At 71.0% G+C, this 12,466-nt stretch carries 10 protein-coding genes; 7 read left to right on the top strand and 3 right to left on the bottom strand.

All coding sequences use genetic code 11. The annotated features are described in order from the left end of the window. Positions 1-10: 10 nt before the first annotated feature. The 3 genes from C8E87_RS19935 to mshB all read right to left on the bottom strand — a co-directional run bounded on the left by C8E87_RS19935 (position 11) and on the right by mshB (position 2,046). Entirely contained in the window at positions 11-484 is a 474-nt protein-coding gene (locus tag C8E87_RS19935; protein ID WP_133874495.1) for a hypothetical protein, read from the bottom strand. A 168-nt stretch (positions 485-652) separates the two neighbouring features. After that, complete coding sequence (locus C8E87_RS19930) at positions 653-1,123, bottom strand: hypothetical protein (RefSeq protein WP_239079822.1); 471 nt, start codon at positions 1,121-1,123, stop codon at positions 653-655. Positions 1,124-1,143: 20 nt separating this feature from the next. Next, positions 1,144-2,046 carry an N-acetyl-1-D-myo-inositol-2-amino-2-deoxy-alpha-D-glucopyranoside deacetylase gene (gene mshB, locus C8E87_RS19925; RefSeq protein WP_166661198.1) on the bottom strand — a complete coding sequence of 301 codons (903 nt, stop codon included), beginning with the start codon at positions 2,044-2,046 and terminating at the stop codon, positions 1,144-1,146. A 153-nt stretch (positions 2,047-2,199) separates the two neighbouring features. On the opposite strand from mshB, the gene C8E87_RS19920 reads away from it, so the two are divergent. The 7 genes from C8E87_RS19920 (at position 2,200) to C8E87_RS19890 (ending at position 12,465) form a co-directional block, all read left to right on the top strand. Next, on the top strand, positions 2,200-3,948 hold the full coding sequence (locus tag C8E87_RS19920) for a prolyl oligopeptidase family serine peptidase (RefSeq protein WP_438866184.1): 1,749 nt from the start codon (positions 2,200-2,202) through the stop codon (positions 3,946-3,948). A gap of 42 nt (positions 3,949-3,990) precedes the next feature. After that, positions 3,991-5,427 (top strand): TldD/PmbA family protein, encoded by a 1,437-nt coding sequence (locus tag C8E87_RS19915; RefSeq protein ID WP_133874492.1) that lies wholly within the window; start codon positions 3,991-3,993, stop codon positions 5,425-5,427. Continuing rightward, a complete protein-coding gene (locus C8E87_RS19910) occupies positions 5,424-6,887 on the top strand; it encodes a TldD/PmbA family protein (RefSeq protein WP_133874491.1) in 1,464 nt (487 codons plus the stop codon). The genes C8E87_RS19915 and C8E87_RS19910 overlap by 4 nt, the downstream gene beginning before the upstream one ends. A gap of 974 nt (positions 6,888-7,861) precedes the next feature. Beyond that, complete coding sequence (locus tag C8E87_RS19905) at positions 7,862-8,401, top strand: hypothetical protein (RefSeq protein ID WP_133874490.1); 540 nt, start codon at positions 7,862-7,864, stop codon at positions 8,399-8,401. Between the two features lie 269 nt (positions 8,402-8,670). Next, positions 8,671-9,495 carry a succinate dehydrogenase subunit SdhC gene (sdhC, locus tag C8E87_RS19900; protein WP_133874489.1) on the top strand — a complete coding sequence of 275 codons (825 nt, stop codon included), beginning with the start codon at positions 8,671-8,673 and terminating at the stop codon, positions 9,493-9,495. A gap of 16 nt (positions 9,496-9,511) precedes the next feature. After that, positions 9,512-11,479: a fumarate reductase/succinate dehydrogenase flavoprotein subunit gene (locus tag C8E87_RS19895; protein ID WP_239079821.1), complete on the top strand. Its 1,968-nt coding sequence runs from the start codon at positions 9,512-9,514 to the stop codon at positions 11,477-11,479. After that, on the top strand, positions 11,479-12,465 hold the full coding sequence (locus C8E87_RS19890; RefSeq protein WP_133874488.1) for a succinate dehydrogenase/fumarate reductase iron-sulfur subunit: 987 nt from the start codon (positions 11,479-11,481) through the stop codon (positions 12,463-12,465). The genes C8E87_RS19895 and C8E87_RS19890 overlap by 1 nt, the downstream gene beginning before the upstream one ends. The last annotated feature ends 1 nt before the right edge of the window (position 12,466 follow it).

Raw genomic sequence — 12,466 nt, 5'->3', positions numbered from 1 at the left:
AAGGGGGAGCTCAGCGGCGGACGGGCCGGCGCGGCTTGGCCATGCGGGTCTCGGTGAAGGCCTTGAGCGAGCGCGAGCGGTAGTCGAGGCCGAGCGCAACCGAGATCCAGTAGCCGACCAGCGTGCCCCCGCCGGCAAACGCGGCGTACAGGGCGATCTGGGCGAAGAAGCGGTCGGAGCCGCCCGAGAACGGCCCGCTGCCACTGATGAACGGTCCTACCAGGAGGGTCAGCACCATCGCGCCGGCCACGCCGAGCGCCCAGTCGGGCACGAGCCACTGCGACGGGGGCCGGCCGCGCGAGGCGCTGAACGCGTAGACGGCGAGCACGGCGCCGATCAGGGCGAACATGATCACCGTGGCGCGCGTGCCGGCGGCGTCGTCGTTGTTGTCGAAGCCGAACCGGGTGACCAGGCGGGCCACCGCATTGATCGCGAACAGTCCGATCGCCAGCGCCGCGATCGGGAACCAACGCTGCTGCCTCATTGCCCCTCCCGGAACCTTCCCGGCGGACCTGCTCCGTACCGCCGCAGACGAATCGTGGCTCGGGATCGTAGCGCCAGGGAAACCTCTCGCGCTCGACCTCGTGGCCATCCTTGCGGATGACGCGCCAAGGAGTCCTGTGCGAAGGCTGGGAATCTGCTGAGGACCCGGTTACGGCAGGCTGCGCTTCAAGATCAATCGATAGGAGAAGATGGCGTACGTGAGGCTCCCGACCAGGATCATGACCAGCGCCACCCAGTTCTCACCGCCGAGCAGGTAGTCGCCCTCGTCGGTGCGTACTCCCGCCGCGCCCAGCATGAGCAGCGTCCACAGCGCCCACGGCGGGGCCAGCGCCCAGCGGCGCCGGGTGGTGGTGACGGCGAACCAGGCGATCGCCCAGTTCAGCCCGCCGGCCAGCAGGATCGACAGGCCGAGCAGCGGGCCGCCGCCGGAGCCGATCGCGTCGCCCCGCCAGATCGTCACGAGGTCACCCGACCGCAGCGTGCTCAGGTTGATCTCGAGAAAGCCGCTGATCAGGGCGGCCAGGATCGAGACCACGACGCCGCCGGCCCGGATCAGCGGCTCCCAGTCGGCCGGCTTCCTCGGCTCAGGAGCGGGCGTTTGCTCCGGGGGCGTGCTCACTTCGGTCTCGTGACCGGTGCTCATCGGGTGGCCGCGTCGGCCGCCGCCTGCTGCTCGAGCTCGAGACCGCTGAACAGGTCACTCTCCCAGCCGTGCGGGCCCTCACCCGGGCCGCGCGTGCCCTTGGCGATGGTGAAGTACTCCACGCCCATGAACTCGCCGCCGAAGTCCCCGGCGATACCGTACAGCCAGGAGTTGTCGGGAATCTGGGTGGCGTGGGCCTTCATGGCCGCGGTCTTCTGCTGATAGAAATCGGTGCCGTCGATGCGGGCCGCGATCTCGTCGTCGGGGTGGCCGAACGGCAGGTCCTCCACCTTTTCGACACCGGCGAACGGGTTGTCGGAGAGCTCGCGGAACGCGTCCATGCCGTCGCGCAGCACGCTCAGCGGCATGGCCGTCCAGTAAATCTTCTGCGGGGCGTCGTCGCCGGCCAGCTCGGCCGCCCGCATGGCCACCCGGTGCGCCTGGATGTGGTCGGGATGCCCGTAGAACCCGTTCGGGTCGTACGTGATCATCACCTGGGGCTTGACCTCGCGCATGACCTCGACCAGGTGGGCCGCGGCCTCGTCGAGGTCGGCCCGCCAGAACGCGCGGGGGTGGTCATTGGTGGGCAGGCCCATCATGCCGGAGTCGCGGTAACGCCCGGCGCCGCCGAGGAACCGGTGGTCGGTCACGCCGAGAGCGGCGCACGCGCGGCCCAGCTCGACCAGCCGATAGCCGCCGAGCTGGTCGGCCTGGGCCGCCTCGAGCTGCGCCAGTTGGGGGACGTGGATCTCGCCTTCCTCGCCGAGCGTGCAGGTCACGAGCGTCACGTGGGCGCCGGAGGCGGCATAGTGGGCCATGGTGGCGCCGGTGCCGGTGACCTCGTCGTCGGGGTGGGCGTGCACCAGCAGCAGCCGTCGCGCGGGCAGAGCGTCAGTCACGCGCGCAACTGTACGCGGGATCATCACGAAGCCCGGGGATGCCGTGCTCGGTTCGGGACGCACAGGGGGCCCTTGATCAGCGATGCTGTCCGGGTGGACTTCCCAGGACTCGCGGAGCGCACCGGTCACTTCCGCTACGGCGCGCCGCACGCGGTGACAGTCGGAGCGGACGGCCGGCGAGTGGCGTTCCTGCGGTCCAGCGGTCCCCAGGATCCGGTCGCGTCGCTCTGGGTGCTCGACGTGGCGACCGCGGCCGAATCCCTGGTCGCGCCGGGACCCGTGAGCGCGTACGCGACCGACCGGGATGCCCGTGTGGCCGCCTTCGCCCGCGAGGGCCGCGTGTTCCGGGCCGACCTGGTTCGCGGCGCGGTCACCGAGGTGGCGACCGACGAGACGGCCGAGGACCCGCGGCCCGATCCGCTCGGCGTCAGCATCGGTTACGTCAGCCACGGCAGCGGCTCCCCGTCGCTCCGGGTGGTGGGGCCGGACGGTGACCGCCTGCTGGCCGGCGAGCCCGGCAACGCGTGGCGCGAGCACGGCGGCACGATCGGCTGGGGTGTCGCCGACGAGACGGCTCGCCGCCTCGGGCGAGATCGCGGCTGGTGGTGGGCTCCCGACGGCACGCGCATCCTGGCCGCGCGTACGGCCGCCACGACCAGCCTGCACCTGCTCGACCTGGACTTCGGCTGGGTCGACGTGCACTGGGACCGCGAGACGTATCCGCACGTGGTCAGCGTGCGCTGGGAGGACGGCGGCGGTCCCCTGATCACCGTGCTGCGCCGCCTGCAGCAGCACGGGCTGGTGCTCGCGGTCGACCCGCGTACGGGCGAGACGCAGGTGCACGCCGAGCTGGCCGACCCCCGCTGGGTCGAACCGGTTCCCGGCACGCCACGGCACCTGCCCGACGGCCGGGTGCTGGTCGGCGGCGAACTGGCGCACGACGGGTTCGACGCGCGCTGCCTGTTCGCCGACGGCAGCCTGCTCACCCCGCCCGGCCTCTACGTGCGGCGGGTGGTGGGCACAGCGCCGCGACCGGGCAGCCCGTCACCGGACCTGATCGTCGAGGGCACGGACGGCGACCCGGCGACCCAGGCGGTTTTCCGCGTACGCACGTCGCTGGGCAGCGGCGGGGCCGAGGCGCGCGACGCGACCGGAGCACCGGGCTGGCACCGCGCCGTGACCGGTGGCGACGTGCTGGTCCTGGACGACGTGGTGTGGCGCGGCGAGACCCGGGTGGCCGCCCTGGGCGACTTGAGCGCGCCGCTCCCGTACGCCCCCGCCCCCGCGCTCGAACGTGTCACCGACCGCCGCCTGCCCGCCGCGGTGCTCTATCCCACCGCGTTCGTCGGCGGCAACAAGATCCCGGTGCTGGTGACGCTGGGCGACGGTCCCGGTCATCAGCAGGTGGTCAACGATCCCGCCGCGTGGCAGGAGAGGCAGTGGTGGGCCGACGCCGGGTTCGCCGTGGTCAGCATCGACGGCCGGGGCACGCCCGGGGTAGCGCCCAGCTTCGAGAAGGTGGTGCACCGCCGCCTCGTCGACGTGTCTCTGGCGGATCAGGTCGACGCGCTGCTCGCGTTGCAGGGCAAGCACCCGGACCTCGACCTGGGGACGGTCGCGGTCCGCGGGCGGGGCGCCGGCGGCTGGCTGGCCGCGATGGCCGTCCTGCGCCGCCCGGACGTCTTCCACCGGGGCGCGGCCCGCAACCCGATCGTCGACTGGCACGACGAGCCCGTGGTCGTGGCCGAGCGTTACCTGGGCGACCACCGCGACTCGGCCGACATCTACGAAAAGCACGCCTTGCGCGACGCCGGCTCCCACCCGGCCCTGCTGCTGATCGGCGTGCCCTCGCGTCCGTCGGCCACCGCGGACGAGGAACTGGCCTTCCTCCGCGGGCGCTGATCACGGCTCGGAAATGTCGTACCGGTCCCATAGGGTCGGCGCATGAGTCACTTCGATGAGGCTTCCGCTGCGGTGCAGGCGGCTCTGGAGTCGGGGGCACGCTATGCCGACTGCCGCGTCATGGTGCGCCGCGCGGAGTCGATGAGCGCCCGCAACGGCGACATCGAGAACCTCGGCTCGGGCGAGAGCGCCGGCCTGGGCGTACGCGCTCTGGTGGGGTCTTCCTGGGGTTTCTACGCCGTGCCCGATCTGTCCGACTCGGCCGCACGCGCCGCCGGCCGCCGTGCCGCGCAGATCGCCGCGGCCAGTGCCACCGTGCCCGGCCCACCGGTCGACCTCGTGCCCAGCGGCGCGATCGAGGCCGGCTGGGCCAACGACTGCGAGACCGACCCGCTCGAGGTGTCGCTCTCCACCAAGGGCGACCTGCTGGTGGGGGCGACCGCCGCCGCCAAGCAGGCCGGGGCCGACCTCGCCGAGGCGGTCTACCAGGTGTGGGACACCCGCAAGTGGTTCGTCTCCAGCGAGGGCCACCGCATCGACCAGCACACCCGCGAGTGCGGTGCCGGTGTCTGGGCCAGCGTGTTCGGCGACGGCGAGATCCAGCGGCGCTCCTGGCCTTCGTACGGGGGTCAGTACGGCACCAGTGGCTGGGAACTGGTCGACCGCCTCGACCTCGTCGGCAACGCCCCGCGTATGGCTGAGGAAGCGCGTGCTCTGCTCAGCGCCCCGCTCTGCCCCACCGGCGAGACCACGCTGGTGCTCGGCGGCGAACAGCTCGCGCTGCAGATCCACGAGTCGGTCGGCCACGCCATCGAGCTCGACCGCATCCTCGGGTGGGAGGCCGCGTTCGCCGGCACGAGCTGGCTCGACCTGGCGAAGCTGGGCTCACTGCGCTACGGCTCCGAGCTGATGAACATCACGATCGACCCGAGCATCCCGGGCGCGCTCGGCAGCTTCGGCTACGACGACGAGGGCACCCCGGCCACCAGACGCGACGCCGTACGCGACGGCATCTGGGTCGGCGTGCTGGCCGGGCGCGATTCGGCCGCCGTGGCCGGTCTCGACTACGCGGGCAGCGTGCGCTCCGACGGCTGGGCGCGGCTGCCCATGGTCCGCATGACCAATGTGGGCCTCGAACCGGGCCCGCACACACTCGACGAGATCATCGCGAACACCGCCGACGGCGTGTTCATGGACATCAACCGCTCCTGGTCGATCGACGACCGGCGGCTCAACTTCCAGTTCGGCTGCGAGATCGGCTACGAGATCAAGGACGGCAAGCTCGGCCGCATGCTGCGCAATCCGACCTACACCGGCATCGGCCCGACGTTCTGGCAGTCGATGGACATGCTCTCGTCCGAGATCGTTCCCTGGGGCACGCCGAACTGCGGCAAGGGCCAGCCCGGGCAGGTGGGGCACACCGGTCATCCGGCCGCCCCGGCCCGGTTCACCAACGTACGGGTGGGGGTGCGCGGATGAGCATCGAGATCGTCCGTCAGGGGGCCGAGCTCGAGCTCGCGGCCCGGGTCGTCGAGCTGGTGCGGCAGGTGGCCGGGCCGGCCGCCGAGGCCGAGGTCATGGTGCAGCACGACGCCGAGGCGCTGACCCGCTTCGCCAACTCGATGATCCACCAGAACGTGGCCGACGCGGTCACCGACGTCCGGCTGCGGCTGCACCTCGACGGGCGCACCGCGTCGGGCGCGACCACGGTCGTCGACGCGGGCGGCCTGCGCGGGCTCGTCGAGCGTACGGTCGCGGCGGTGCGGCTGAGCCCGCCCGACCCGACCTGGCCCGGCCTGACGCCACCCACCCCGCTGCACCGGACGGCGGGTCACCACGGCTCGGGCGAGCGGTCCGGGCTCGACTTCGGCTTCGACGAGGCGACCGCGCGGGCCACCCCGGCCGAGCGGGCCGAGCGGGTCCGCGACTTCGTACGCGCCGCCGGCGGCCTCGAGACGGCCGGGTACTGCCGCACGACCTACAGCTCGGCCGCCTTCGCCAACAGCGCTGGGCAGTCCGTCGAGGGGCGCACGGCCGAGGCCGCGATGGACGGCATCGCGCGGGTCGCCGGCTCCGACGGCGTGGCCCGGCTGGCCAGTGGACGGCTGGGCGACCTCGACGGGTCGGTGCTGGGGGCACGCGCGGCGGCCAAGGCTCGGGCCGGGCAGGACCCGGTCGAGCTGCCCCCGGGCCACTACGAGGTGGTGCTGGAGCCCGAGGCGGTGGCCGACCTGCTCGACAACTTCTCGGTGTTCGGGTTCAACGGCAAGGCGTACACGCAGAAGCAGTCGTTCGCCGAACTCGGCGCCGAGCAGTTCGACCCGTCGATCACGCTGATCGACGAGCCGCTGGGCAGCCGGGCCGAACCCGCGCCGGGCCTGCCGTTCGACGACGAGGGCACCCCGCGCGAGTCGCTGGTGCTGGTGCGCGAGGGCGTGACCAAGGCGGTGGCCCACGACCGCTCGTCGGCGGCCGAGGCCGGGGCCGCCTCCACCGGTCATGCCTCGCCTGCCTCGCGCACCTGGGGTCCCTACCCCACCCACGTACGGCTGGAGGCCGCGCTCGCCGCGACCGAGCCAGGCCTGCCCCCGGCCGAGCCGTCGAACCCCGTCGCCGAGTCCGCCCGCCCGCTGGTGGCCGGCGTGCGGCGTGGCCTGCTGATCACCGACCTGTGGTACACCCGCGTCCTCGACCCGAAGACGCTGGTCATCACCGGCCTGACCCGCAACGGCGTGTGGCTGGTCGAAAACGGCGAGGTGACCGCGGCGGTGAGCAACATGCGCTTCACCCAGTCGTACCCGCAGGCCCTCGGCCCCGGCCAGGTGCTCGGCATCGGCAGCGAGTCGATCCTGCTGCCCGATCGCTGGTCCGGCACCCGCTACGCCGCCCCGGCCCTGCACCTGGCGTCCTGGAACCTGACCGGAAACGCCTCCGGCTGAGCCCTGCCCACCGCCCGGCACCACTCCGGCTGAGCCCCGCCCACCGCCCGGCGCCACTCCAGCGCTGAGCAGGCAACGCCCGACCGGCAATGGTCCGGCGCCGAGCCGGCAACGCCCGACCGTCCTGGCGCTGAGCACGCAACGCCCGACCGGTAATGGTCCGGCGCCGAGCCGGCAACGCCCGACCGTCCTGGCGCTGAGCACGCAACGCCTGACCGGCAATGGTCCGGCGCTGAGCAGGCAACGCTCGGCTTTGAAGCCCTTCTCAGCCGAGCACACAGCCGCATAACCCGGCCGGCGGCCGATGACCGGCAGCCCGCCCGGCTGAGCCCTGCCCACCGCATTGACCGGCGTGTTTCACTGGGCCGGTGAGCGACACGCCGCGCGACCCCGACCGGGACGACGACGCCACCCGACCCGTCCCGCGTGCCACCCCGGACCCCTCCGCCAGCTCCACATCAGACAAATCGGGCGACGCCGGGTCGGGTGCAACAAGAGCGGGCACCGGCTCCGGATCGGGTTGGGGCTGGGCTTCCGGCTCGGCTCCCGCCTCCGGGCCCGCCACGGGCCCCGGTCCCGCCGCCGACCCCAACTCCAGCGTCGGCCCGGCCACCAACTTCGGCGGGGCTGGAACGGGAACGGATTCTGGGTCCGGAACCGGCTCCCGACCTGGAACTGCTTCCGGGCCTGGAACTGGCTCCGGGTCTGGAACTGCTTCCAGGCTTGGAACTGGCTCCGGGTCTGGAACTGCCTCCGGGGCCGGAACTGCCTCCGGGGCCGGAACTGCTTCCAGGCCTGGAACTGCCTCCGGGTCTGGAACTGCTTCCGGGTCTGGAACTGCCTCCGGGTCTGGAACTGGTTCAGGCGTCGACCCTGCGGCCGCCGCCGGCCGGTCCGGTGCGGGCGGCGCCCCCGGGTCCAGTGACTCGGCGCGAGCGGCGGGAGGTGCGGGGCGGCCGGGCGGGCGGTGGGCCATGTTCGGCTTCGGTGAGGGGTCGGGGGCCCCGGACGAGCGGCAACGTCGCAGGCGCCGGTGGTGGGTCGCGGGAATCTCGATCGGCGCGGCGGTCATCGTGGTCGCGCTGTGCGTCGGCGGCCTGTCGGTCATCTCGACGATCGGCGATGTGCGTGACCGCGCCGGTGACGCCCGCGAATCCCGGGCCCTGCGGGATCAGAGCTGCCTCGATCTCGAAAGCCGGCTCAACCGCCTGACTCCGCCCGGCGCCACCGCGGGCCCGGCCGGCCGTGCCGTGGCGGTCCGCGACGAGAACTCCGCCGTGCGCCTGTATCTGCCCGACGTTCGCGACGACCGGGCCCAGGACGCCTGGCGGCAACTCCTCGACGCGCGGGCCGTGTACGCCGACGCCCTCGACCGCCAGTCGAAGTCACGCACCCCGGCGTTTTACGCCGGCCCGAAGAACGACGACGGGGGCCCGCTCGCGGATGACCTCATCGAATGGTCCCCGACTCCGTGTGCCGGCCCGATCCGCCGCCTCGCCTCCCCGGATCTCTGAATCGCGCCCCACCCGAGAGGCCGCCTTCTCGGCGCGCGCCCGAGTGCTGCCCGGGCGTCCGTTTCGGATCAGCGAAGTCAAGATCCATTAGTGGTTGTCGGCCTATCGATGTGATCGGGGTCGAATTTTGTGATCCATACCCCATCCCTGAGCGCCAAACTGTCCGACCCTCGGCGTAACGTGTGCCCCACATCACGCAAGCATGGCGGCTGCCGGGCTCCCCCTCGCCCGTCGGCCGGGTCACTCGGACAGGCACGTCAGGAGATCGAATGACGACGACGGCAACGAGGCCGGGCGTGGGGCCCACCGGTCCACGACGATCACGCGCGGCGATCACGGCCAAGACGTTGCGCACCGACAGGTGGTGGCTGGCGCCACTGATCACGTTCATCGGGCTCGGGGCGTGGGTCACCTACGCGACCGTCCGCGTATTCATGCACAACTATTACTTCGTCGAGGCGTACCACTACCTCACGCCGTTCTACTCACCCTGCCTCACCGACCGGTGCGTCGAGGGTTCGGCCCTGTTCGGCACGCCGCTGCCCAGCTTCTGGCTGATCCCCGAGGCCGCGTTCACCCTGCCGTTCCTGCTGCTCTTCCGGCTGACGTGCTACTACTACCGCAAGGCGTACTACCGGGCGTTCTGGCTCTCCCCGCCGGCCTGCGCGGTGCCCGACGGCCACAAGACTTACTCCGGCGAGACCCGCTTCCCGCTGATCTTCCAGAACGGCCACCGGTACGCGTTCTACGCCGCGATGATCATCTCGGTGATCAACACGTGGGACGCGATCATCGCGTTCCGCAGCCCCGGCGGTGGGTTCGGCTTCGGGCTGGGCAACATCATCCTGCTCGGCAACGTGATCATGCTGTGGGCGTACACGTTGTCCTGTCACTCGTGCCGGCACATCACCGGCGGCCGCCTCAAGCACTTCTCGAAGCACCCCGTGCGTTACCGGGTGTGGACCTTCGTGTCGAAGCTGAACGTGCGCCACATGCAACTGGCCTGGATCACTCTCGGCACGCTGGCGCTGACCGACTTCTACGTCATGGCGCTGTCGGCCGGCTGGTTCTCCGATCTTCGGTTCGTCGGCTGAGGGGCGCACACAGAAAATGACTACTGCACGCATTGAGCGACACCTGTACGACGTCGTCGTGATCGGGGCCGGCGGCGCCGGTCTGCGCGCGGCGATCGAGGCCCGGCTGGCCGGCAAGCGTACGGCGATCATCTCGAAGTCCCTGTTCGGCAAGGCCCACACGGTCATGGCCGAGGGCGGCGCCGCGGCCGCGATGGGCAACGTCAACTCGCGCGACAACTGGATGGTGCACTTCCGCGACACCATGCGTGGCGGCAAGTTCCTCAACAACTTCCGCATGGCCGAGTTGCACGCCAAGGAGGCCCCGGAACGCATCTGGGAGCTGGAGACGTACGGCGCGCTCTTCGACCGTACGAAGGACGGCAAGATCTCGCAGCGCAACTTCGGCGGGCACGAATACCCGCGGCTCGCGCACGTCGGCGACCGTACGGGTCTGGAGCTGATCCGCACCCTGCAGCAGAAGATCGTCTCGCTGCAGCAGGAGGACTTCGCCGAGACCGGCAACTATGAGTCGCGCATCCGGGTCTTCTCCGAGACCACGATCACCGAGCTGCTCCTCGACGACGACCGGGTGGCCGGCGCGTTCGGCTACTACCGCGAGAGCGGCGAGTTCCTGCTGCTCGAGGCGCCCGCGGTGATCCTGGCGACCGGCGGCGTGGGCCGCAGTTACAAGGTCACGTCGAACAGCTGGGAGTACACCGGCGACGGCCACGCCCTGGCGCTGCGGGCCGGCGCGACGCTGATCAACATGGAGTTCCTGCAGTTCCACCCGACCGGCATGGTGTGGCCGCCCAGCGTCAAGGGCATCCTGGTCACCGAGTCGGTGCGGGGCGACGGCGGTGTGCTGCGCAACAGCGAGGGCAAGCGCTTCATGTTCGACTACGTCCCCGACGTGTTCCGCAAGCAGTACGCGGACACCGAGGATGAGGCTGACCGCTGGTACACCGACCCCGACAACAACCGCCGCCCGCCCGAGCTGCTGCCGCGTGACGAGGTCGCCCGCGCGATCAACTCCGAGGTCAAGGCGGGCCGGGGCACGAAGGCGGGCGGGGTCCTGCTCGACGTGTCGACCCGCATGCCGGCCGAGACCATCACCAAGCGCCTCCCGTCGATGTATCACCAGTTCAAGGAGCTGGCCGACGTCGACATCACCAAGGAGGCCATGGAGGTCGGCCCCACCTGCCACTACGTGATGGGCGGGGTCGAGGTCGAGCCCGACTCGACGGCGGCCATGGGCACCGTTCAGGGCTTGTTCGCCGCGGGCGAGGTCTCCGGCGGCATGCACGGCTCCAACCGGCTAGGCGGCAACTCGCTGTCCGACCTGCTGGTGTTCGGCAAGCGGGCCGGCGAGCACGCCGCGGCGTACGCGGAAACGCTTGTCAAACGCCCCAAGGTCAGCACGCCGGACGTCGAGGCCGCGGTCGCGACGGCTCTGGCGCCCCTGCAGCGGTCGAGCGGTGAGAACCCGTACGCGTTGCAGCAGGATCTTCAAGCCGTGATGGGTGATCTGGTCGGCATCATCCGGCGCGAGGGTGAGCTGACCGACGCGCTGAAGCGGCTGCAGGACCTCAAGGTCCGCGTGGCTCAGGTCAGCGCGAGCGGCGGCCGGCGGTACAACCCGGGCTGGCATCTCGCGCTCGACCTGCGCAACATGCTGATCGTCTCGGAGTGCACAGCCAAGGCGGCGCTCGAACGGGAGGAGTCGCGCGGCGGCCACACCCGCGAGGACTTCCCCCAGATGGACCCGAAGTGGCGGCTGGTCAACCTGGTCTGCTCGCTCGGCGACGACGGCGACGTGCATCTCGAACGCAAGCCGCTGCCGCGCATGCGTGACGAGTTGATCCAGCTGTTCGAGCGTACGGAGCTCTCGAAGTATCTGACCGACGACGAGCTGTCCCAGTTCGACGCGATCGAGGGCCCGAAGGGTGACGACCGGATCCCCGGCGCGCAGACGGACGCACAGAGCAAGACGGAGGCGAAGTAATGGGCACCAAGCGCCACTTCCGCGTCTGGCGGGGCGACGAGTCGGGCGGCGACATCCAGGACTACGACGTCGAGGTCAACGAGGGTGAGGTGGTCCTCGACATCATCCACCGGCTGCAGGCGACCCAGACGCCCGACCTCGCCTGCCGGTGGAACTGCAAGGCCGGCAAGTGCGGCTCGTGCTCGGTCGAGATCAACGGCAAGCCGCGGCTGGGCTGCATGACCCGGATGTCCACCTTCTCCGAGGACGAGACGGTCACGATCACGCCGCTGCGCACGTTCCCGGTGATCCGTGACCTGGTCACCGACGTGTCCTTCAACTACGAGAAGGCCCGCGAGACCCCGGCGTTCGCGCCGCCGGCCGGGGTGGCCCCGGGGCAGTACCGCATGCAGCAGGTCGACGTCGAGCGGAGCCAGGAGTTCCGCAAGTGCATCGAGTGCTTCCTCTGCCAGAACACATGTCACGTCGTACGCGACCACGAGGAGAACAAGGAGGCCTTCTCGGGCCCCCGGTACTTCATCCGCGCGGCCGAGCTCGACATGCACCCGCTCGACGCGCGCGACGACCGTAAGCAGTACGCCCAGGCCAATCAGGGTCTGGGCTACTGCAACATCACGAAGTGCTGCACCGAGGTCTGCCCCGAGCACATCAAGATTACCGACAACGCGATCATCCCGATGAAGGAGCGCGTGGTCGACCGCCGCTACGACCCGCTCGTCTGGCTCGGTCGCAAGATCTTCCGGCGCGACCAGCTGGAATCCGGGTCGATGGCGCCCAGCGTGTCGACCGGGGTCACGGGCGCGGGCGACGCCACGCCGTTCTCCAGTGCCCGTCTGGCCGAACCTCCCCCCGTACGGGAGGACGGCAAGATGGACGTCTCCGAGGTCACGCTGCCCGTGCAGGGCGGGCCGTCCCCGTTCGGCGACCAGGAGTTCCCGCTGCCGACCGACCAGATCAACTACCACAAGCCGTCGCCGCAGGACTGAC

It is taken from the genome of Paractinoplanes brasiliensis (genome assembly GCF_004362215.1).
GTDB classification, from domain to species: domain Bacteria; phylum Actinomycetota; class Actinomycetes; order Mycobacteriales; family Micromonosporaceae; genus Actinoplanes; species Actinoplanes brasiliensis.
Note: the sequence above shows the minus strand (reverse complement) of the source record. Positions and strands in the feature narration are given on the sequence as shown.

What these genes read in the sequence shown, in the direction of transcription:
- C8E87_RS19935 (WP_133874495.1), bottom strand. Translation starts at nt 484, where the DNA reads ATGAGGCAGCAGCGTTGGTTCCCGATCGCGGCGCTGGCGATCGGACTG.
- C8E87_RS19915 (WP_133874492.1), top strand. Translation starts at nt 3,991, where the DNA reads ATGAGTCACTTCGATGAGGCTTCCGCTGCGGTGCAGGCGGCTCTGGAG.
- C8E87_RS19910 (WP_133874491.1), top strand. Translation starts at nt 5,424, where the DNA reads ATGAGCATCGAGATCGTCCGTCAGGGGGCCGAGCTCGAGCTCGCGGCC.
- C8E87_RS19905 (WP_133874490.1), top strand. Translation starts at nt 7,862, where the DNA reads ATGTTCGGCTTCGGTGAGGGGTCGGGGGCCCCGGACGAGCGGCAACGT.
- sdhC (WP_133874489.1), top strand. Translation starts at nt 8,671, where the DNA reads ATGACGACGACGGCAACGAGGCCGGGCGTGGGGCCCACCGGTCCACGA.
- C8E87_RS19895 (WP_239079821.1), top strand. Translation starts at nt 9,512, where the DNA reads ATGACTACTGCACGCATTGAGCGACACCTGTACGACGTCGTCGTGATC.
- C8E87_RS19890 (WP_133874488.1), top strand. Translation starts at nt 11,479, where the DNA reads ATGGGCACCAAGCGCCACTTCCGCGTCTGGCGGGGCGACGAGTCGGGC.